At 73.0% G+C, this 19,627-nt stretch carries 15 protein-coding genes; 9 read left to right on the forward strand and 6 right to left on the reverse strand.

What is annotated here, in order from left to right; all coding sequences use genetic code 11:
* Positions 1-94: 94 nt before the first annotated feature.
* The 4 genes from HTZ77_RS13320 (at position 95) to HTZ77_RS13335 (ending at position 11,356) form a co-directional block, all read left to right on the forward strand.
* Positions 95-3,547: a toll/interleukin-1 receptor domain-containing protein gene (locus tag HTZ77_RS13320; RefSeq protein WP_175589863.1), complete on the forward strand. Its 3,453-nt coding sequence runs from the start codon at positions 95-97 to the stop codon at positions 3,545-3,547.
* 139 nt (positions 3,548-3,686) lie between these two features.
* On the forward strand, positions 3,687-8,015 hold the full coding sequence (locus tag HTZ77_RS13325) for a HAMP domain-containing protein (protein ID WP_235994654.1): 4,329 nt from the start codon (positions 3,687-3,689) through the stop codon (positions 8,013-8,015).
* Between the two features lie 66 nt (positions 8,016-8,081).
* Positions 8,082-10,448 carry a SpoIIE family protein phosphatase gene (locus tag HTZ77_RS13330; protein ID WP_175589864.1) on the forward strand — a complete coding sequence of 789 codons (2,367 nt, stop codon included), beginning with the start codon at positions 8,082-8,084 and terminating at the stop codon, positions 10,446-10,448.
* A 143-nt stretch (positions 10,449-10,591) separates the two neighbouring features.
* Positions 10,592-11,356, forward strand: coding sequence for a LamG domain-containing protein (locus tag HTZ77_RS13335; protein ID WP_175589865.1), 765 nt, complete (start codon positions 10,592-10,594; stop codon positions 11,354-11,356).
* Positions 11,357-11,361: 5 nt separating this feature from the next.
* On the opposite strand, the gene HTZ77_RS13340 is transcribed toward HTZ77_RS13335, so the two are convergent.
* On the reverse strand, positions 11,362-11,763 hold the full coding sequence (locus tag HTZ77_RS13340) for a hypothetical protein (protein ID WP_175589866.1): 402 nt from the start codon (positions 11,761-11,763) through the stop codon (positions 11,362-11,364).
* A gap of 185 nt (positions 11,764-11,948) precedes the next feature.
* Here HTZ77_RS13340 and HTZ77_RS13345 point away from each other — a divergent pair, with 185 nt between their 5' ends.
* The 3 genes from HTZ77_RS13345 to HTZ77_RS13355 all read left to right on the forward strand — a co-directional run bounded on the left by HTZ77_RS13345 (position 11,949) and on the right by HTZ77_RS13355 (position 14,197).
* The gene (locus tag HTZ77_RS13345) at positions 11,949-12,386 is read left to right on the forward strand and encodes a nuclear transport factor 2 family protein (protein WP_235994655.1); all 438 of its coding nucleotides are present in this window, start codon (positions 11,949-11,951) and stop codon (positions 12,384-12,386) included.
* Between the two features lie 208 nt (positions 12,387-12,594).
* The gene (locus tag HTZ77_RS13350) at positions 12,595-13,842 is read left to right on the forward strand and encodes a glucokinase (protein ID WP_175589867.1); all 1,248 of its coding nucleotides are present in this window, start codon (positions 12,595-12,597) and stop codon (positions 13,840-13,842) included.
* Positions 13,843-14,041: 199 nt separating this feature from the next.
* Positions 14,042-14,197 (forward strand): hypothetical protein, encoded by a 156-nt coding sequence (locus HTZ77_RS13355; protein ID WP_175589868.1) that lies wholly within the window; start codon positions 14,042-14,044, stop codon positions 14,195-14,197.
* A 243-nt stretch (positions 14,198-14,440) separates the two neighbouring features.
* Here the strand turns inward: HTZ77_RS13355 and HTZ77_RS13360 are convergent, their stop codons facing one another.
* Together HTZ77_RS13360 and HTZ77_RS13365 are read right to left on the reverse strand one after the other, a co-directional pair.
* Positions 14,441-14,854 carry a pyridoxamine 5'-phosphate oxidase family protein gene (locus tag HTZ77_RS13360; RefSeq protein WP_175589869.1) on the reverse strand — a complete coding sequence of 138 codons (414 nt, stop codon included), beginning with the start codon at positions 14,852-14,854 and terminating at the stop codon, positions 14,441-14,443.
* A gap of 123 nt (positions 14,855-14,977) precedes the next feature.
* Entirely contained in the window at positions 14,978-15,391 is a 414-nt protein-coding gene (locus HTZ77_RS13365) for a winged helix-turn-helix transcriptional regulator (protein WP_175589870.1), read from the reverse strand.
* Between the two features lie 137 nt (positions 15,392-15,528).
* Between HTZ77_RS13365 and HTZ77_RS13370 the strand changes: the two genes are divergently transcribed.
* Positions 15,529-16,383, forward strand: a complete 855-nt coding sequence (locus tag HTZ77_RS13370) for an SDR family oxidoreductase (protein WP_175589871.1) — start codon at positions 15,529-15,531, stop codon at positions 16,381-16,383.
* Positions 16,384-16,527: 144 nt separating this feature from the next.
* Positions 16,528-17,481: an NAD-dependent epimerase/dehydratase family protein gene (locus HTZ77_RS13375; protein ID WP_175589872.1), complete on the forward strand. Its 954-nt coding sequence runs from the start codon at positions 16,528-16,530 to the stop codon at positions 17,479-17,481.
* Between the two features lie 9 nt (positions 17,482-17,490).
* On the opposite strand, the gene HTZ77_RS13380 is transcribed toward HTZ77_RS13375, so the two are convergent.
* The 3 genes from HTZ77_RS13380 to HTZ77_RS13390 all read right to left on the reverse strand — a co-directional run bounded on the left by HTZ77_RS13380 (position 17,491) and on the right by HTZ77_RS13390 (position 19,626).
* Positions 17,491-17,985: a hypothetical protein gene (locus tag HTZ77_RS13380; protein ID WP_175589873.1), complete on the reverse strand. Its 495-nt coding sequence runs from the start codon at positions 17,983-17,985 to the stop codon at positions 17,491-17,493.
* A 100-nt stretch (positions 17,986-18,085) separates the two neighbouring features.
* Complete coding sequence (locus HTZ77_RS13385) at positions 18,086-19,099, reverse strand: NAD(P)/FAD-dependent oxidoreductase (protein WP_175589874.1); 1,014 nt, start codon at positions 19,097-19,099, stop codon at positions 18,086-18,088.
* Positions 19,096-19,626: an isoprenylcysteine carboxyl methyltransferase family protein gene (locus HTZ77_RS13390; RefSeq protein WP_175589875.1), complete on the reverse strand. Its 531-nt coding sequence runs from the start codon at positions 19,624-19,626 to the stop codon at positions 19,096-19,098. The genes HTZ77_RS13385 and HTZ77_RS13390 overlap by 4 nt, the downstream gene beginning before the upstream one ends.
* Between the last annotated feature and the right edge of the window lies 1 nt (position 19,627).

Genomic DNA, 19,627 nt, shown 5'->3' on the forward strand with positions numbered 1-19,627 from the left:
ACGAGAACGGAGAAGAGCCTTCAACGGAGTCGTCCATTGTTAGGCTTGACGGTGAAACATCGGCGTCCCGACGGGCAGCGGCACGACCGGAGAGGTGATCCCGGCGAGCGAATTCCCCCCATTCCCGGCGAAAGTTCCGATCGTTTACGACGCCTTCATCTCCTACAGCAGGGCCAAGGACGCGCCCATCGCCAAGGCGCTGCGCGATGAACTGCATAGGTTCATCCGCCCTTGGTACAAAATGCGCGCTTTACGGATTTTTCTTGATCAGGCGAGCCTGTCGGCGAACCCCGGGCTGTGGCCGTCGATCCGCGAGGCGCTCGACTCCTCCCGCTGCTTCATCCTGCTGGCCTCCCCGGAGGCGGCGGTCTCCCCGTGGCCGTCGCGGGAGATCGAGCACTGGCTGGCCGGCCACCCGGTGGACGACCTTCTCCTCGTGCTGACCGACGGCACGCTGGAGTGGGCCGGCGACGGCTTCGACATGGCGCGGTCGAACGCGTTGCCGGCCGTCCTGCGCGACGTGTACCCCCAGGAGCCGCGCTGGGTGGACCTGACCTGGGAGCGCTCGCGCGACGGGCTGCACATGCGCGACCCCCGTTTCGGCGACGCGGTGGCCGAGCTCGCCGCGCCCCTGCACGGGCGGCCGAAGGAGGACCTGACCGGCGAGGACGTCCGGCAGCACCGCCTCACCCGGCGGCTGGTCGTCGCGGTCGCCGTGGCGCTGGCCGTGCTGGCGGCGTCCGCCTCGGCCGCGGCCGTGGTGGCCACGCGCAACGCCGACGAGGCGAACCGCCGGTTCCTGGCGGCCGAGTCGGGGCGGCTGGCCGCGCTCGCGCTGACCGACCGGGCCGGCCGGATGGACGCGGCCCTGGTCCTTGCCGCCGAGGCGTGGCGCACCGCCCACACCGTGCAGGCGCGCGGAAGCCTGCTGTCGGTGACGCACGAGGCGATGCGCGGCATCGTCGCGTTCCCGCGCATCCGGCCGGGCGACCCGGTGCCCTTCTCCCTGGGCACGGTCGCGGTCGCCCCCGGCGGACGCGTGGTCGCCGCCTCCCACTACGCCGAGGCCGGCTCGGCGGGCGCCCCGCTGGACGGGCGGATCTACGTGTGGACCGAGGGCCGGCCGTTCGCCCGGGTGCTGCGCGGTCCGCCTGAGGAGATCAGCGAGGTGCGGCAGCTCGCGTTCGGCCCGGACGGGCGCTTCCTGGCCGCCGCGGGACAGGACGGCGATGTCCGGGTGTGGGACCTGACGACGGGCGCCGCGCGGACGCTCGCCGCGTTCTCCTCCGACGCGATGAGACCCATGGCGGTGTCGGCCGACCATCGGCGCGTGGCGGCGCAGGCGGGGGCCGGGCGGGTGGTCTTCGCCGACCTGCTCACCGGCGAGCCTGCGGGTGAACGGGCCGGCACCCTGTTCGGGATCGCCCCCGACGGGCGGCACGCGTTCGGCAAGGACCGTGCCGAGTACCCGGTGCTGTGGGACATGACCTCCGAGCGCAGCGTGCGGCTCCAGTATCGGGGGCCGTACGAGAACGCGGGGCTCAGCCCGGACGGACGGCTGGTGCTGCTGGCCACCGGGGGCGACGCGGACCGTCTGTCCGTCTTCGACGCCCGCACCGGGGAGCCGCGCTGGAGCGCCCGCCCGTCGAAGGGCTCACGGATCGTGGCCATGACCGCCCGCCCTGTCCCGGCCTCGGGCACGGCCGCCGGAAAGGGCGCCCCTCTCGCCGAAGGCGCGGGTCTCCGAGAGGGCGCGGGCCTCGAAGACAGCGCGGATCTCGGAGGGGGCGCGGACTTGGGAGACGGCGCGGGTCACGGAGACGGCGCGGGTCTTGGGAGGAGTGTGGAAGGAAGCGCGAGCGCGGGCCTCTCGGAGATCACCGGTGGAAGCAGGGAGAGAGATCCCGGAAAGTCCGGTCGCGGCGGCGGGGTGAAAGGTGGTCCGGAGGGCGCGATCGTGGCCGTGTGGACGGCCGACGGCCGGATCGGCGCCTACCGGGCGTCCGACGGGCGGCGCACCCGCCTGTCAGCGCGGATGACCGTGCCGGACATACCGGACCCGCGACCCGTCCTGCGTTTCAGCCCCCAGGGGGCCGTGCTCGCCGCCGGAGTGGCGGCCGGCAGGAACGCGCAGAAGCTGAGCCTGCTGGACGCCCGTACCGGGAAGACCTTGGCACAGGCCCGAGCCGACGGCGCCGCCTTCTCCGCCGACGACCGGACGGCCGTGTGGTGGGGCTCGGACGAGGCGGCGGCCGTCGCGACCGCCACCGGGGCCGTCGGCGCCAAGCAGTCCCTCGACCTCGTCCATGCCTCCGCGGTCTCCCCTGACGGCCGCCTGCTGGCCCTCGTCTCCTCTCAGGAGTCGACGACCGAGGTCACCTTGTGGGACCTGACCGAGGACCGGCCGCGCCCCCACCCGCTCCCCGGCTCCCTCGACGGGCTGGAGGCGCTCGGCTTCAGCGACGACGGCCGCCGTCTGGTGGCGGTGGGCGGCAGGGGCGCGGCGGTCGTGTGGGACACCGAGACCGCGCTGCGGCCGGCGCGTGTGGCGACGATCCCGTTCGCGGCCGACACCCTGCCGCGGATCGTCCCGGCGCCCGACGGCACGCGCGCCGCCCACCCGGGGCCCGGCGCGTCCGTGGCGCTGCGCGACCTGCGTACGGGCCGCGACGCCAAGCTGCTGGACCTCCCGGCGGAGCAGACCCTCGACGGCTTCGTCTTCTCCCCCGACGGCCGATACCTCCTCGTCACGACCGGCGGCGAGCACCTGCTGTGGAGCATGGCCGAGGGCCGGATCGCGGGGCGGCTGCCGGCCACCGGTGAGGCCCGCTTCAGCGGTGACGGGCGGGTGCTCGGCGTCGCGGACGAGGACCCGGCGACCGGCCGCACGACCGTGGTGGCGCGCCGCGTCCCGGGGCTGGCGGAGACGGGCCGGGTCGTCCTGTCGGACTACGCCCAGCCCGAGGGGCTGACCAGCACCCGGCTGAAGGCCCAGTGGACGCTGAACCACGCGGGCGACCGGCTGGCCGAGACGCTGACTCCCGGCCAGTACGCGGAGCGCGAGGTGGCCAACGGACGCCGGATCCTCGGCTGCGACCAGCGGGCCGTGGTGAACAGCACCGGCTCCGGGCAGCCCGTGTACGCGCCGGGCGAGCGGGAGCTGGCGGTGCCCGGCGACGACGACGTGCTGCGCTTCCTCGACCTGCGCGCCTGCGGCACGCGGCGGACGCTCAGGACCGGCTCGGGCGATCTGGCGTTCAGCCCCGACGGCGCGCTCCTCGCGGGTGGCGAGCCGCTGCGGCTGTGGGACGTGGCGACCCTGGAGCCGCTCGGCGAGCCCCTGTTGGACACCCTCCAGGGCGGCCTCCAGTTCACGACGCGCGGCTCGCTGCTGGCCGCCGATCCCCAGGGGACGCTGCGGGAGTGGCCGCTCGCGCCGGAGGCGCTGGCGCGGCGCGCGTGCGTGCTGGCCGCGCGGGGCCTGACCCGCGAGGAATGGGAACGTTATCGCCCGCCGGGCGATCACACCGGCAGGTGTCCGGCATGACGTGGCTTGACCACACCGGTACGGTTCTTCTGACCGTGCCAAACGACTGTTTACTTGCCGGTACATTCACAGCGCGGCCAAGCGACCGGCCGCCCGTTATGCCCCATATAGCGATAATGATGTTCGAGCATGCGACCGCATGCGGTTGAGCGGAACGAGGGTGGAGATGGGCGAGACGACGGCCGGCGGCTCCCGTCAGCAGGCACGTCCCGGCCGGGGCGTGAGCAAGGCGCAGGAGCCCGAGCTCCGGCAGTTGCTGGCCGGGCTGACCGCCGTGCGTGACGGCGACTTCGGCACCAGGCTGCCCACCGACGCCGGTGGCCTGCTGGGCGAGATCGCCCTGGTCTTCAACGGCATGGTCGACCAGCTCTCGCTGTTCACCTCCGAGGTGACCCGCGTGGCCCGCGAGGTCGGCACCGACGGACGGCTGGGCGGCCAGGCCGAGGTGCCCGGCGTGTCGGGCACGTGGAAGGACCTGACGGAGTCGGTCAACGCCATGGCCGGCAACCTCACCAGCCAGGTGCGCTCCATCGCCGAGGTCACCACCGCCGTCGCCAAGGGCGACCTGTCGCAGAAGATCACCGTGGACGCCCGGGGCGAGATCCTGGAGCTGAAGAACACCGTCAACACGATGGTGGACCAGCTCTCCTCGTTCGCCGACGAGGTCACCCGCGTCGCCCGCGAGGTCGGCACCGAGGGACAGCTCGGCGGCCAGGCCGACGTGAAGGGCGTCGCCGGCACGTGGCGCGACCTCACCGACTCGGTGAACTACATGGCCGGCAACCTCACCGCCCAGGTCCGCAACATCTCGCAGGTCGCCACCGCCGTCGCCCGCGGCGACCTCTCCCAGAAGATCACCGTGTCGGCCCGGGGCGAGATCCTTGAGCTGAAGAACACGCTGAACACGATGGTCGACCAGCTCTCCTCGTTCGCCGACGAGGTCACCCGCGTGGCCCGCGAGGTCGGCACCGACGGACGGCTGGGCGGCCAGGCCGACGTGAAGGGCGTGTCGGGCACCTGGAAGGCGCTGACCGAGTCGGTCAACGTCATGGCCGACAACCTCACCGCCCAGGTCCGCTCCATCGCCGAGGTCACCACCGCCGTCGCCAAGGGCGACCTGTCGCAGAAGATCCGGGTGGACGCCCGGGGCGAGATCCTGGAGCTGAAGGAGACCATCAACACGATGGTGGACCAGCTCTCGGCCTTCGCCGACGAGGTCACCCGCGTGGCCCGCGAGGTCGGCACCGAGGGGCAGCTCGGCGGCCAGGCCACCGTGCGCGGCGTGTCGGGCACGTGGAAGGACCTCACCGACAACGTCAACTTCATGGCCTCCAACCTGACCGGCCAGGTGCGCTCCATCGCCCAGGTGGCCACCGCGGTCGCCAAGGGCGACCTGTCACAGAAGATCACCGTGGACGCCCGCGGCGAGGTCGCCGCGCTCGCCCAGACGATCAACACGATGGTCGACACGCTGTCCGCGTTCGCCGACGAGGTCACCCGTGTCGCCCGCGAGGTCGGCACCGAGGGACAGCTCGGCGGCCAGGCCCGGGTGCCCAACGTGGCCGGCACCTGGAAGGACCTCACCGACAACGTCAACTCGATGGCCGACAACCTGACCAACCAGGTGCGCTCCATCGCCCAGGTCACCACGGCCGTCGCCAGGGGCGACCTCACCAGGAAGATCGACGTCGACGCCCGCGGCGAGATCCTGGAGCTCAAGACCACGATCAACACCATGGTCGACCAGCTCTCCTCGTTCGCCGCCGAGGTCACCCGCGTGGCCCGCGAGGTGGGCAGCGAGGGCCGTCTGGGCGGCCAGGCCGAGGTCGAGGGCGTCTCGGGCACGTGGAAGCGGCTCACCGAGAACGTCAACGAGCTGGCCGGCAACCTCACCCGCCAGGTGCGCGCCATCGCCGAGGTCACCAGCGCCGTCACCTCCGGCGACCTGACCCGCTCCATCACGGTCGACGCCGAGGGCGAGCTGGCCGACCTGAAGGACAACATCAACTCGATGGTGGGCTCGCTGCGCGAGACCACGCGGGCCAACCAGGAGCAGGACTGGCTCAAGTCCAACCTGGCCCGCATCTCCAGCCTCATGCAGGGCCACCGCGACCTCAGCGCCGTGGCCGAGCTGGTCATGAACGAGCTGGCCCCGCTCGTGACCGCGCAGTACGGCGCGTTCTTCCTCGCCGAGGAGGCGCCGAGCGGCGCGGTCCTGAAGCTCATCAACGCCTACGGCTACCCGGCCGACACCGAGCGGCCCGCGCGGTTCAAGCTCGGCGAGTCGCTGGTCGGCCAGGCCGCCCGCACCCGCCGCACGATCGCGATGGACGGCGTCCCGGCCGACTACGTGAAGGTGTCCTCCGCACTCGGCGAGACCGCGCCCAGCTCGGTCATCGTGCTGCCGATCGTGGTCGAGGAGCAGGTGCTCGGCGTCATCGAGCTGGGGTCGGTCTACGCGTTCACGGCGGTCCACCGGGCCTTCCTGGACCAGCTCATGGAGGCCATCGGCGTCAACGTCAACACCATCGTCGCCAACGCCCGTACCGACGAGCTGCTGGTCGAGTCGCAGCGGCTCACCGCCGAGCTGCAGGCCCGCTCGGAGGAGCTGCAGAACCAGCAGGAGGAGCTCCAGCGCTCCAACGCCGAGCTGGAGGAGAAGGCGGCGCTGCTGGCCAGCCAGAACCGCGACATCGAGACCAAGAACCTGGAGATCGAGCAGGCCCGGCAGGAGCTGGAGACCCGCGCCCAGCAGCTCGCCCTGGCCTCGAAGTACAAGAGCGAGTTCCTGGCCAACATGAGCCACGAGCTGCGCACCCCGCTCAACAGCCTGCTCATCCTGGCCCAGCTCCTCGCGCAGAACCACACGCGCAACCTCACCCCGAAGCAGGTCGAGTACGCCAGCATCATCCACTCGGCCGGCTCCGACCTGCTGCAGCTCATCAACGACATCCTCGACCTGTCCAAGGTCGAGGCGGGCAAGATGGACATCGCGCCCGAGCGCGTGCCGCTGCGGCAGCTCCTCGACGACATCGAGGCCACGTTCCGCCCGATGACGACGCAGAAGAGCCTCGACTTCGTCGTCACCACGGCCGCCGGGGTCCCGGTGGACGTGCTGACCGACGACTCCCGGCTCCGCCAGATCCTGCGCAACCTGCTGTCCAACGCGGTGAAGTTCACCGAGACGGGCAGCGTGGAGCTGCACATCGAGCCGGCCTCGGCCTCCGAGGTGCCCGCCTCGGTGCGGATGCACGGCTCGGCCATCGCCTTCCGCATCAAGGACACCGGCATCGGCATCGCCGAGCAGCACCTGGAGGCCATCTTCGGGGCGTTCCAGCAGGCCGACGGCACCACCAGCCGCAAGTACGGCGGCACCGGGCTCGGCCTGTCGATCAGCCGCGAGATCGCCTACCTGCTCGGCGGCGCGATCACCGCGCAGAGCGCCCCGGGCAAGGGCAGCGTGTTCACCCTCTACCTGCCGGTGGCGCGTCCCGACTTCGACGAGCCGCCCACGGGCTCGGCCGTGCAGGAGCGGCCCGCGCGCGAGGCGCTGGAGCCCGGCTCGGCGCCGGCCGCCCCGCCCGCCTCGGCGCCGCAGCCGCAGCCGCAGCAGCGGCGCCTGCTGGTGATCGAGGAGCGTGACCGCGGGCTGCTGTCGCTGGTGGCCGAGAGCGCGGCTGCCGACCTGGCCAACAACCGCGACCGGGGCGACCTGCGCGGCCCCGTCGAGGTCATCACCGCCGTCGGGGTGCAGGAGGCCGCCACGGCGCTCGCCGCCCAGGCGTACCACTGCATCGTGCTGGAGCTGGACATGGCCGACGGCGCGGCGCTGCGCTTCCTGGAGGACATGGACGGCGACTCGGCGCTTCGGGGCGTGCCCGTGCTCGCCTACAACAACTGGCGGCTCGACCCGCGGCAGGAGTCCAACCTGCAGGCCCGCACCGGCACCCAGCCGCTCGAACTGCTCTCCAGCCTGGACGAGCTGCGCGAGCGCATCGCGCTGCACCTGTCGGCCGAGGGGCCGCACGACGTGCTGCCGCTGGTCCGGCCCGAGGAGGTGCACCGGCAGGTCACGCAGGAGGTCGACGACACGCTCGCCGGCCGCACAGTGCTGGTCGTGGACGACGACGCCCGCAACCTGTTCGCGCTGACCGGCATCCTGGAGATCCACGGCCTCCAGGTGCTGCACGCGGAGAACGGCCGCAAGGGCATCGAGACCCTGACCGCCCACCCCGAGATCGACATCGTCCTGATGGACGTGATGATGCCGGAAATGGACGGCTACGCCGCCACGGCGGCCATCCGCAAGATGCCGCAGTACGCCGACCTGCCCATCATCGCGGTGACGGCCAAGGCGATGCCGGGCGACCAGGAGAAGAGCCTGGCCTCGGGGGCGAGCGACTACGTGACCAAGCCGGTGGACGCGGACGACCTGCTGGCCCGGATCCAGCGCTGGCTGAACCGGTAACCCTGGGGCGGGTCATCCGGCCCGCCCGGTCCGTCAGCCGGCCCAACCAGCGTCGAGGAGCAGCACGTGCACGACCCGCAGCAGCCCGCCGATGAGGTCACCCGCCTCGGGCGGTTGGCCGCCACCGTCGATCGGCTGCGCCGCGAGGTGCGCGAGGCGCACGCGGCGGCCGACGGCCGTGCCCTGATCGAGCTGGCCAAGGGCATCCTGGTGGAGCGGCTGGGCTGCAACCCGGCCGAGGCCGCCAGGCAGCTCACCTCGCTCGCCGAGCAGGCCGGGCTCTCGCAGCTCGAACTGGCCGCCGACATCGTCAACCAGGCCGCGCAGGACCGGCTGACCGAGGCGGCCAGCCAGTTCGTCAGCGCGGCCGTCGGCTCGGGCTCGTCGGCGGAGGCGGGCGACCCCGGCGACGACCAGGTGTCGCTCACCGTACGGCTGCGCACGGCGGAGAGCGGCGTCCTCGCCGCGGACGACACCCAGGCGGTCAGCGAGTCGCTGCTCCAGCACGCGCTGGCACCGCTCGGCGCGACGGCCGTCGCCGTGTGGGCGGCCGGTACCGACGGCTCGCTCACCCTGGCGGGCGCGGCCGGGTTCGCGCCCGGGGAAGCGGGCCGGTGGCGGTACGTGCCGCCCGGCGTCGCCACGCCGGCCCGGCAGGCGCTGGAGGAGCGGGGCACCGTGTGGTTCGGCGACGTGTCGGAGGTCGGGCTGCCGTCGATCGGGCACCTGCCCGCCGAGAGCGGCGGCCGGGTCGCGGTCCCCACGGGCGCCGGAGGGCGTGTCCTCGGCGTGCTGGAGATCGTCTGGCCGCACCCGCTGCCGCCGCAGCCGCAGGCGGTGCAGCGGCAGGTGGAGGCGCTGGCCGAGCTGATCTCCCACACGCTGGAGGACCACCCGGAGGCGCGCTCGATCCCGCGCCCGCCCGATTCGGAGCTGCTCGACCTGGCCAACGGCCTGCACGACCCCGCCCTGATCCTGCGTCCGCACCTCGACGCCGACGGGCACCTCGCCGACTTCCGCATCCGGCACGTCAACACGAACTTCGTCGACTTCGCCGGCCGTCCGCGCAGCGCGGTCAACGGGGCGCTGCTGCTGGAGGCGTACCCGATGGCGGCCGACGAGGGCGGCCTGTTCGAGAAGATCGAGCGCGTCCACGCCACCGGCGAGCCGTTCCGCGCCGAGCGGATGCCGCTGACCGCCATCATCGACCAGGTGCCGCTGACCGCGATCGCCAGCGTCAGCATCAGCCGTCACGGCGACTGCGTGCTGCTGCTGTGGCGGGTGCTCGACGAGGCGGCGCGGGTGGCCGGCCTGCTCCAGCACGCGCAGCGGCTCGGGCGCATGGGCGGCTTCGAGGAGAACCTGGTCACCGGCGAGATCACCTGGAACGGCCAGCTCTTCACCCTGCTCGGCCTGCCGCAGACCGCGCCGCCCATCCCGCTCCGGCAGCTCCCGGGGCACGCGCACCCGGACGACGCCGTGGCCCTCGGCCGCTTCCTGCGCGCCCTGCTGCACAACCAGCGGCCCGCGTCCACGGCCTTCCGGCTCCAGCGCACCGACGGGGTGTCGCGGCACATCCGCGTGGTCGCCGAGCCGGTCCTCGACGCCCACGGGCGGCTCCTCAGCGTACGCGGGGCATACCAGGACATCTCCGCACAGCACTGGACGGAGGTGGCGCTCGCCGCCACCCGCGACCAGCTCGCGCACACCGAGCAGCAGGCCGCCGAGCGCAACCGGCTGGCCCTGCAGCTCCAGCACGCGATCATGCCGCCCACGCACGGCCCGATCGACGCGTTCGACCTGCGCATCGGGGTCCGCTACCGCCCGGCCGAGGAGGAGCACCTGGTCGGCGGCGACTGGTACGACTGCGTGGTGCTGCCGACCAAGCAGGTGCTGCTGTCGCTCGGCGACGTGGCCGGTCACGGCATCGAGGCGGCCACCGGCATGGTCGTCCTGCGCAACGCGCTGCGCGGCCTGGCCACCACCGGGGCCGGGCCCGCGCAGCTCCTCACCTGGCTCAACCTCGTCGCCCACCACCTGACCGAGCAGGTGACCGCGACGGCCGTCTGCGCGCTGTTCGACCCGGAGACGCGCGTCCTGCGCTGGGCGCGGGCCGGGCACTTCCCACCGATCATGCTGCGCGACGGCGAGGCGTCGGAGCTGCCGCTGATCGAGGGCGTCCTGCTGGGGGCGCTGTCGGAGGCCAGGTTCGAGGAGGGCAGCGTGCAGCTCCACAAGGACGACGTGCTGCTCATGTACACCGACGGGCTGATCGAGCGCAAGGACCGCAGCCTGGAGCACTCGCAGCGCCAGCTCCTGACGGTCGCCACGGCCGAGGTCTCGTCGCTGGAACAGCGGCTCGACCACCTGCTCACCTACAGCAAGTCCGACACGGACGACGACACCTGCGTCATCGGCATCCAGCTCCGCTGACGGCACCGCTCAGGGCATCACCGGCAGCGCCGTTGACGGCACCGCTCAGGGCATCACCGGCAGCGCCGTTGACGGCGCCGTTGACGGCACCGTGCCCCGGCGGGCGTTGACCCGGGGCGCGGGGCGCTGCTGCACTGGGCGTCATGGCGAGGGTGCTGTCCGTGCTGACCGGGCTGGCCGTGACCCTGGGCGGCGGGGTGGCCTCGGCCGCGTCCGGGCGTCCCTGCGAGGTGCGCTACGACGGCGCCATGGCGTCGCCCGCGCTGGTCGCCGACCGCACGTTCCACGCGCGTCACGGCGCGGTCGTGACCGCGCACGGCGGACGCGTGCTCTCCCTGCCGCGCGGCGGGGGCGACCGGTTCCTGCGCTTCCCCGGCGGGACCTGCGCGGCGGCCCCGTGCCCGCAGGCGATCGTCCGGCCCCTCCGCTCCGGCGGGCTCGTGCCGGACGGCGGGACCGGAGGGTTCAGCTTCGGCGCGGACGTGCGGCTGACGGCCGAGCCGCCGGACCGGGCGGGCATGAACGTCTGGCAGCACGGCCTCGCCGGGCCGGGGCACGCGCAGTGGAAGCTCCAGGTGGACGGCGGCCGGCCGTCGTGCCGCTGGTCGGACGGCACCCGCGTGGTGCTGCTGGGGGCGGGCCCGTACCGGCTGGCCGTCGGGCGGTGGTACCGGCTGCGGTGCGCGCGGGTGGGGGCGGCGCTGTTCGAGCTCCGGGTCCTCGACGCGGCGACGCGCGAGCCGGTGACGCCGCCCGCCCGGGCGGTCGCGCCGATGGGGCCGATCGTGCCGCTCGGCGGGGCCACGATCGGCGGCAAGCGGGTGCACGCCGACCAGGCCGACGCGTCGACCGACCAGTTTCACGGCGACCTGGACGAGGTGTTCTTCCGCGGCGCGACCGCGGGCTGAGCGTGCTAGTCGACGCGCTCGGCGTTGGAGTCGTAGCCGCCCCCGCCCGGGTAGACCCAGGCTCCGATGAGGGTGCGGCCGTCCGGGCTGAAGACGCCCCGGTAGTAGGCGGGGGAGTCGCGCTCGCCCGCCCAGATGGTGAGGGTGTCGTCCACCAGTTCGTAGGTGTAGTCGAGGGTGCTGCCGTCGTCGCCGTAGTAGCGGGACTTGATGTCGGCGCTGGGCTCGGCCATCAGCTTCCGTTCGCGGCCGATGATCTCGATGCCGTAGGTGTCGCCGAGCTGGACGTCCTGCTGGAGGAAGTGGTCGTTCATCCAGCGGTACGTCACGGTGCCCTCGTGTCCCCCGGAGATCTTCCAGGTGCCGACGAGCCTGGACAGGGCCTGCAGTGCGGGGTCATTGATCATCTTGGTCTCCCTCGGGTCGTCGATGGTGTTGACCGGTGCCGGCGTGGAAACTCATCGGTCCGCGATTATCTGTTTTTTGCGAAACTTCCTCAAGGTAGGGAGGCGCATGACCCGGCAGGTAATCGACTCGCGTCAGGCGCGTTCGCGAGACTGGTGCCGCACATCGCGAAGAGAGGGAACGCCTGATGAACGCCACCCGCGAGACCGTCGCGGACCTGCTCGGCCGCATGGCCAAGGGCGACCACGACGGGGCCGCCGAGCTGTTCGCCGAGGAGATCGACTGGCAGCTCGACTGGCCCGGGGAGGAGCACCCCGACACCCCGTGGATCCGCCGGCGCACCGGCCGGGCCGACGTGGCCGGGCACTTCCGCATGCTGGAGGAGTACCACGTGCCCGAGCTGAACGGCACGTCGGTGGCGCGGATCCTGGTGGACGGGCCCGACGCGGTCGTGCTGGGGCACATCAGGCAGACCGTGCGGGCGAACGGGCGCGCCTACACCTCGCCCTTCGCGCTGCACCTCACGGTCGAGGACGGGCTGATCACGCGGTACCACATCTACGAGGACAGCCTCACCGTGGCTCGCGCCCACGCCCGTAACCAGGAAACCGATATTTCCGAATAATTCTCATTATGTCGTGGCGCATTTCCCGCGCCCCGCAACAAATGCCGTTCCTAACCCCCGGACATATTCCCGGATTGAGCCGTCCGGCACAGGGCGAAAATGTCATGATGTGATCCGTACCGCCGCTCGACGGAGCCGTTCCCGGCTTCCGCGCACCACCTCCCACGACAGGGCGCGGCTCGCCGCCTTCGCGGACGGAGACAGGATCTTGCCTGAGGATCGGTCTGGCGGTCGGCCCGGGGGCCGGCTCGACCATCGGTTCCCGCCCGTCGAGCCGGACGGCTCGGGTCTGGCCGGGGTCGACGCCGGCGGCATGACGGTCCACGTGCGGCACGAGCCCTCCGGGGAGCCCGCGGGCGAGACCATCGGGTTCCGGGCGGCCGACTTCGGCTCGCTCGACGCCCTCCTGCACCACTGCCTGACGATGATCGGGCGCATGCCCCGGATCCTGGTCGCGGGCGTGGCCGGGCAGCCGCGCCCCAACGGCGACGTCCGCGTCACCAACCGGCCCGACTGGCCGGTCTTCCGGCGCGACCGCTTCGCCGCGACGTACGGGATCCAGGTGGAGACCGTGAACGACATGGAGGCGACGGTCGCCGGCGTCGGGGAGCTCGACGAGACCGGCTACCAGCGCCTCACCCCCGTCGCGGCCACGGACGTGGGAGAGACGGCGGGCGGGCGGGCGCGGCTGGTCGTCGCCGTGGACTCCGGGGTCGGCGTCGGCCACCTCGACCCCCACGGGCGCCCGCACGGCACCGAGGGCGGCCACATCCCCTGGCAGCCGCGCACCCGCCGCGAGAGCGACTACCTCGCCTGGCTGCGCGCCCTCCGTACCGGCCCCCGCGACCCCGCCCCGGCGACCGTCCCCGGCCCGCACGCCTCCCCTCCCACTCCGGCGACCAGGCCCACGTCCGCGACCACGCCCGCGGCCGCGGCACCCGCCCCGTCGGGCACGCCCGTCCCGTCCGGCGTGCCCGGGGCCGTCTCCGTGGAGGAGTCGATCTCCGGGTCGCGCGGGTTCACGCACCTGTACGACTTCGTGGCCCTGAGCATCGACCCCGCCCCGCTGCTCGCCGCGGGGGTCGAGCGTGCGAGGAGCGAGCGGCTCGGCATCGCCCCGCTCGTCATCGCCGGCGCGCTGGCCGGTGACGAGTTCTGCGTCCAGGTGATGCGGCTGTTCGGCGGGATCCTGGGGCAGTTCCTGCGCTCGATGGCGCTGGTGACGCTCGGCCGGGGCGGCTCGGTCTGGCTGTGCGGGAGCGTGCTCCGCTCGCCGGGGGTGGCCGACTTCCTCATGGCCGACGGCTGCCTGATGGCCGCCTTCCGTCCGGCGGGGGCCGAGCACGCGGACCTCATGGACGAGATCCCGATCCACCTCGTCCACGACCGCGAGATCGGGGTGAGGGGCGCTCTCGCGCTCGGCCGTTCGCGATTTCAATCCACCGGGCGGCATTAACCTGATGATTTTTCCGTCCCGCCGCCTTTACCCGGGACGACGTGACGGTCCGCCTCTAATCCTTATTGACGTGTTGAAGCTGGAAATCATTGGCGACGTGCATTAGTGGGGATACGCTCATTATCAACAGCCCGGCGGGGCCCATAGGCCGTCAACCAGCGGACCCCGCCGGACCATTACCCACCCGAAGGAGGGCGTCATGCCGAAGTCCTCTCGCAACCTGAGGATCAGGATCGACGGAGAGTTCCGGGTACGGCCGCCACGCCGCACCTTTCTCGTCCTCGGCCTGATCGCCGTAGTCGTGACCATCGTCCTGGCAACCGGTGACAACGCGACGGTCCAGCTCTTCCTGTGACCGGCCGGCGCAAGGCCGCCCGCCCTCGCGGCGAGCGGCCTGACGCGCCGGCGCGCACGCCGACGACGGGCCCGCAAGGCGACTCCGATGCGCTCATGATACCCCGGAGTCCGCCAAACGAAAGGGCCGCGCCGCTCATTCACAATGGCCTTCTTCAGGCCATGGATATTCCAAGGATTTTCCGGCGGGCATGGTTTGGGATTATGCGCTCGCGGTCATATCGAGGACGTTTCCCGAGGCGTTCTACGGCGCGGCGGGCACCAGCTCGAATCCGGTGACCATTTCCGGGCGGATGCGGATGACCTGGTCCATCTCCCCCGCCACCCAGGGAGTGAGCAGCTCCCGATAGGAGGCCGCCTCCTCCGGGTCCTCCACGAGCCGCGCGACACCGGTGACGATCACGCTCCAGCCCAGCCGCTCCGCCACGTCCAGTTCGTCGGCCTCGAAGGCCACGACGGCGCCCGCGGGCGCGACCTCGGCGCCGATGACGGTGCCGGGGTTGGAGCGGATGACGATGTGCCCGTCCACCACGATGTGGTTCACCGGGCGCACCGCCGGCAGGGCGTGGCGGGTGAAGACGATCCGCCCGAGAGGCGTGCCCGCCAGCAGCCGCAGCGCGTCGGCCGGCGACAGCTCCTTGAGGTCTCGGGCGGTCATCTCACCGGCCCGCCCGCCGTCATGCGAGACATCCGATTGCGGAACATCCGAACAGTCTGCCGGGGGGCGACTTGCGGAGATAAGGGCCGAAAGTCCCTCTATTTCCGAAATTCAGGCCATCCGTCACCCGGAGCGCCGCTCGTCGTACGCGGCCTGCGCCTCCAGCACCTCGGGCATGTCCGCCTCAAGCTGCTCGATGAGCGCCCACAGCTTCACGGCGGTACGCTCGCCGAGCGGCGTGAGGCTGTAGTCCACCCGCGACGGGAAGCCCTCGCGGGCGCTGCGGTGGACGAACCCGTCGCGTTCGAGCGCCTGCAACGTCTGCGTGAGCATCTTGTCGCTCACCCCGTCGACGCGGCGGCGCAGCTCGTTGAAGCGCATGGGGTGCTCGTGCAGGCCGAGCAGGACCAGAGGGCCCCAGCGGCCGGTGATGTGCTCGAAGGTCACACGTGAGGGGCAGGCGCGGGCGAAGACGTCGAACTCCAGCGCCGGCAGAGTCCGCTCCGCCTCCACGGCGGGCTGTGCGAGTGCGTCCATGCCCTAATGCTACCCCCTGGTTAGCACTTTCTTTTAGTTTGCACTTTCTCAGAGAAAGTGCCAAGGTGGGGGTGTCCGCACGACAGGGGCCCGCCGCCCCGTGCACAGCCCTGCAGACCACCAGGAAAGGGACAACCATGTACGTCGTCACCGGAGCCACCGGAGCCCTCGGCCGCCTCGCCGTCAAGGAACTGCTCGACCGGGTCCCCGCCGAGCAGGTCGCCGCCGTCGTCCGCGACAAGGACAAGGCCGCCGACCTGGCCGCTCTCGGGGTCGAGATCCGCCTCGCCGAGTACGGCGACCCGGCGAGCCTGCGCGCCGCCTTCGCGGCCGGCGACCGGGTGCTGTTCATCTCCGGCAACGAGGTCGGGCAGCGCCCCGCCCAGCACCAGGCGGTCGTCGACGCCGCCAAGGAGGCCGGCGTCGGCCTCCTCGCGTACACCAGCATCCTCGGCGGCCCCAAGGCCGACTTCGACCTGGCCCGCGACCACCAGTACACCGAGCAGGCGATCCTCGACTCCGGCGTGCCCTACACGTTCCTGCGCAACGGCTGGTACTCCGAGGTCTACACCCAGAACCTCGGCCAGTTCCTGGAGCAGGGCGCCATCCTGGGCAGCGCCGGCGACGGCCGGGTCGCCTCCGCCGCCCGCGCCGACTACGCCGCCGCGGCCGTCGCCGTCCTCACCGGCGAGGGCCACGAGAACCAGGCGTACGACCTGAGCGGCGACGTCGCCTGGGGTTTCGAGGAGTTCGCGGCCGAGCTGTCCCGGCAGGCCGGCAAGGAGATCGCGTACCGGGCCGTGACCCCCGAGCAGCAGCGGGAGATCCTCTCCGGCGCCGGCGTGCCCGAGCCCATGATCGCGTTCCTGCAGGACATCGACGGCGCCATCGGGCGCGGTCTGCTCGCCGTCAGGACCGGCGAGCTGTCGCGGCTCATCGGCCGCCCGACGACCCCGCTGGCCGACAGCATCGCCGCCGCCCTGCGCCCCTGACACCCCGCCCGGCCCGGAGCCCCGCGCTCCCTCCGGGCCGAAGCCCCGCACCCGGCCTCCCCCCTGGAATCCCGCACTCCGGGCCCCCTCCGCCCGGCCGGCGGCCCTCGTACGGGGGCGGGCCGCCGGTCTAGGCTGTGGCGCATGCGCGTAGCGGTGATCGGAGCCAGCGGCCACATCGGCACCTACCTGGTCCCCCGGCTGGTCGACGCCGGCCATGAGGTGGTGGCCGTCAGCCGGGGCAAGCGGGAGCCGTACACGCCGCACGGGGCGTGGAAGCGGGTCACCACCGTGACCGCCGACCGCGAGGCCGAGGAGGCGCGCGGCGAGTTCGGACGGCGCGTGGCCGAGCTCGACGCCGACGCGGTCATCGACCTCATCTGCTTCACCGAGGACAGCGCCCGGCAGCTCGCCGAGGCCCTGACCGGGCGCGTCCGCCACTTCCTGCACTGCGGCACGATCTGGATCCACGGCCCGAGCACCCGGGTGCCCACCACCGAGGACCGCCCGCGCCGCCCCATCGGCGAGTACGGCCGCCAGAAGGTCGCCATCGAGGCGTACCTGCTCGACCGGGCGCACCGCGACGGGTTCCCCGCCACGCTGATCCACCCGGGCCACATCGTGGGGCCGGGCTGGGTGCCGGTCAACCCGGCGGGCAACCTCGACACCGGCGTGTTCCAGGCGCTGGCCGACGGCGACGAGGTCACCCTGCCCAACCTCGGCATGGAGACCGTCCACCACGTCCACGCCGACGACGTGGCGCGACTGTTCATGGACGCGCTGGCCAACCCGTCGGCGTCCGTCGGCGAGAGCTTCCACTCGGTCTCCACGACCGCGCTCACGCTGCGCGGCTACGCCGAGGCGGTGGCGGGCTGGTTCGGCCACGAGGCGCGGCTGGCGTACCTGCCGTGGGAGCGCTGGCGCGAGACGGTGCCGGAGGAGCACGCCCGAGTCACCTACGACCACATCGCGCACAGCCCCCACTGCTCGATGGAGAAGGCCGGGCGCCTGCTCGGCCACCGCCCCCGCCACACCTCGCTGGAGGCCGTCGCCGAGGCCGTGGACTGGCTGGTGCGGGAGGGCCGCATCACGCGCTGACCGCGCCGATCAGTGGCCGGCCACGAACGTCTTCAGCAGGATGACGATCAGCCCCAGCACCAGGTTGATCACCGCCGACGCCATGATCCCGCTCCTGTCCGACCCCGACGTGACCGCCGCCGCCACGGCCCAGGCCACCTGGCTGGCCACCGCCACCCCCAGCGCCACCCACGTGGCCACGGCGTCCGACAGCCCCAGCGCCCAGGCGATCGCCGCTGCCGCGGCCGGGGGGAAGGCGGCCTGGGCGACCGGCCACTCCACCCGTCCCGCCGCGCGGATCCTGCGCCAGGTCATCGGGTGCAGGCCCCGCTCGACCAGCCGGACGTACACGTGCGCGATCCAGAACACCACACCCGTGCTGATCAGCAGGGCCACGAGGTCGGCGGCCGTGCTGGGCGTGCCGGCCGCGGTGCCGGCGACCACGGACGCGGCCAGCAGGGAGCCGTACACCGCGCCCCCGTACTCGACCGGCTCCGGGACGGCCTCGCTCTCGCGCGCGTTCATGGCACCAGTCTCCCGACGGGCTCCGCGGACCGACAGTGCGACGTGCGGGCCTATGCCCAGATTTGGGACGGCGGGGCGGTCTCCCGCGCCGCACGGGCCTTCACGCCAGCGCGCGGACCGTGGCCGTGAAGACGGCCGGGAGGCGCTGCGCGGCCGGTACGACGAGGCGGGCCGTGCCCGGACGGCCGGCCACGTACACCAGCGCGCCCGTGAGCAGCCGGTGCGCCCGCGAGATCCGCGCCCATGCCCGCTCGTAGTCCTGCGGCCGGCCCCGCCGCAGGGAGTCGACCAGGGACCGCGCGCACCGCGCCGCCAGCGAGACCCCCTCGCCGGTGAGCGCGTCGGTGTACCCGGCCGCGTCGCCCACCAGCAGCACCCGCCCGGCCACGCGCGAGCGCACGCGCTGGCGCAGCGGCCCGGCGCCGCGCACCGCCGTCGCGGGCGCCCCGTCCAGCCGGGCCGGCAGGCCGGGGAACGCCTCCAGGTGCTCCTCGTAGCCGCCCCGGCGGGTGCTGAGGATCGCCACCCCGACGAGGTCGCCGGCCACGGGCGTCACGTACGCCTCGCCGGCGCCGGACCAGTGGACCTCCACGTGGTCGTTCCAGGGGGCCACCCGGTAGTGCCGGCGCAGCCCGTACCGGCGTGGCCGCGTGTCGGGCAGGCCGAGCCCGAGCGAGCGGCGGATCGGCGAGTGCAGGCCGTCCGCCGCCACGAGCCAGCGGGCGCGCAACCCGCCCGCCTCGACGCCGTCGCCGTACTGGCGCACGGACGACACCCGGCCGGTGACGGTCTTGACGCCCAGCTCGGCGGCCCGGCGGGCCAGGGCGGCGTGGAGCACGGTCCGCCGCACCCCGAGGCCCTCGGCGTCGTGGAACGCGGCCCGCGCCGAGTGGCGGCCGTCGAGGTAGTGGATGCCGCGCAGCGGGCGGCCCGTCAGCTCCACGCCCATCGCCGTCAGCGCCGCCACCCCGCCGGGCATCAGGCCCTCGCCGCACGCCTTGTCCACGGGCGTGGCCCGCGGCTCCACCACCACCGCCTCCATCCCGGCCAGGGCGGCGTGGATCGCGGTCGCCAGGCCGGCCGGCCCGCCCCCGGCCACGAGGACGTCGATCACGCGGCGGCCCGCCCGGCGGCCATGGCCAGCGCCGTGTTCTCACAGCGGATGCGTACGACCATGAGGACCGCGTTGAGCACGGTGAACGCCAGCGCGGTGACCCACGCGGTGTGGACGAGCGGCAGCGCGGCGCCCTCCACGACCACGGCCACGTAGTTGGGGTGCCGCAGCCACCCGAACCGGTACGGCCCGCGCGTCACGAGCGGCAGCCCCGGCACCACGATCACCTGGGTGTTCCAGCGGGGACCGAGGGCCGTGATGCACCACCAGCGCAACGCCTGGGCCGCGACGACGAGCGCCAGCATCGGCCAGCCGAGGGCGGGCAGGAACGGCCGGTCGGCCAGCGCCACCTCCAGCGGCGCGCCGGCGAGCAGGCCGGTGTGCAGGGCCACCATCCAGGGGTAGTGGCCCTGGCCGGCGACGACACCGCCGCGTTCGAGGCTCCAGCGGGCGTTGCGGCGGGCGATGCGCAGCTCGGCCAGGCGTTCCAGGCCGACGAGCAGGACGAGCGTCAGATACCAGAGCATG

The sequence above is a fragment of the Nonomuraea montanisoli genome, from assembly GCF_013363975.1.
Classification (GTDB): domain Bacteria; phylum Actinomycetota; class Actinomycetes; order Streptosporangiales; family Streptosporangiaceae; genus Nonomuraea; species Nonomuraea montanisoli.

Coding starts and splice junctions, on each gene's coding strand:
- HTZ77_RS13335 (WP_175589865.1), top strand. CDS start 10,592: ATGGCGAGGGTGCTGTCCGTGCTGACCGGGCTGGCCGTGACCCTGGGC.
- HTZ77_RS13355 (WP_175589868.1), top strand. CDS start 14,042: ATGCCGAAGTCCTCTCGCAACCTGAGGATCAGGATCGACGGAGAGTTC.
- HTZ77_RS13375 (WP_175589872.1), top strand. CDS start 16,528: ATGCGCGTAGCGGTGATCGGAGCCAGCGGCCACATCGGCACCTACCTG.
- HTZ77_RS13390 (WP_175589875.1), bottom strand. CDS start 19,626: ATGCTCTGGTATCTGACGCTCGTCCTGCTCGTCGGCCTGGAACGCCTG.
- HTZ77_RS13340 (WP_175589866.1), bottom strand. CDS start 11,763: ATGATCAATGACCCCGCACTGCAGGCCCTGTCCAGGCTCGTCGGCACC.
- HTZ77_RS13365 (WP_175589870.1), bottom strand. CDS start 15,391: ATGGACGCACTCGCACAGCCCGCCGTGGAGGCGGAGCGGACTCTGCCG.
- HTZ77_RS13345 (WP_235994655.1), top strand. CDS start 11,949: ATGAACGCCACCCGCGAGACCGTCGCGGACCTGCTCGGCCGCATGGCC.
- HTZ77_RS13380 (WP_175589873.1), bottom strand. CDS start 17,985: ATGAACGCGCGCGAGAGCGAGGCCGTCCCGGAGCCGGTCGAGTACGGG.
- HTZ77_RS13360 (WP_175589869.1), bottom strand. CDS start 14,854: ATGACCGCCCGAGACCTCAAGGAGCTGTCGCCGGCCGACGCGCTGCGG.
- HTZ77_RS13370 (WP_175589871.1), top strand. CDS start 15,529: ATGTACGTCGTCACCGGAGCCACCGGAGCCCTCGGCCGCCTCGCCGTC.
- HTZ77_RS13325 (WP_235994654.1), top strand. CDS start 3,687: ATGCGGTTGAGCGGAACGAGGGTGGAGATGGGCGAGACGACGGCCGGC.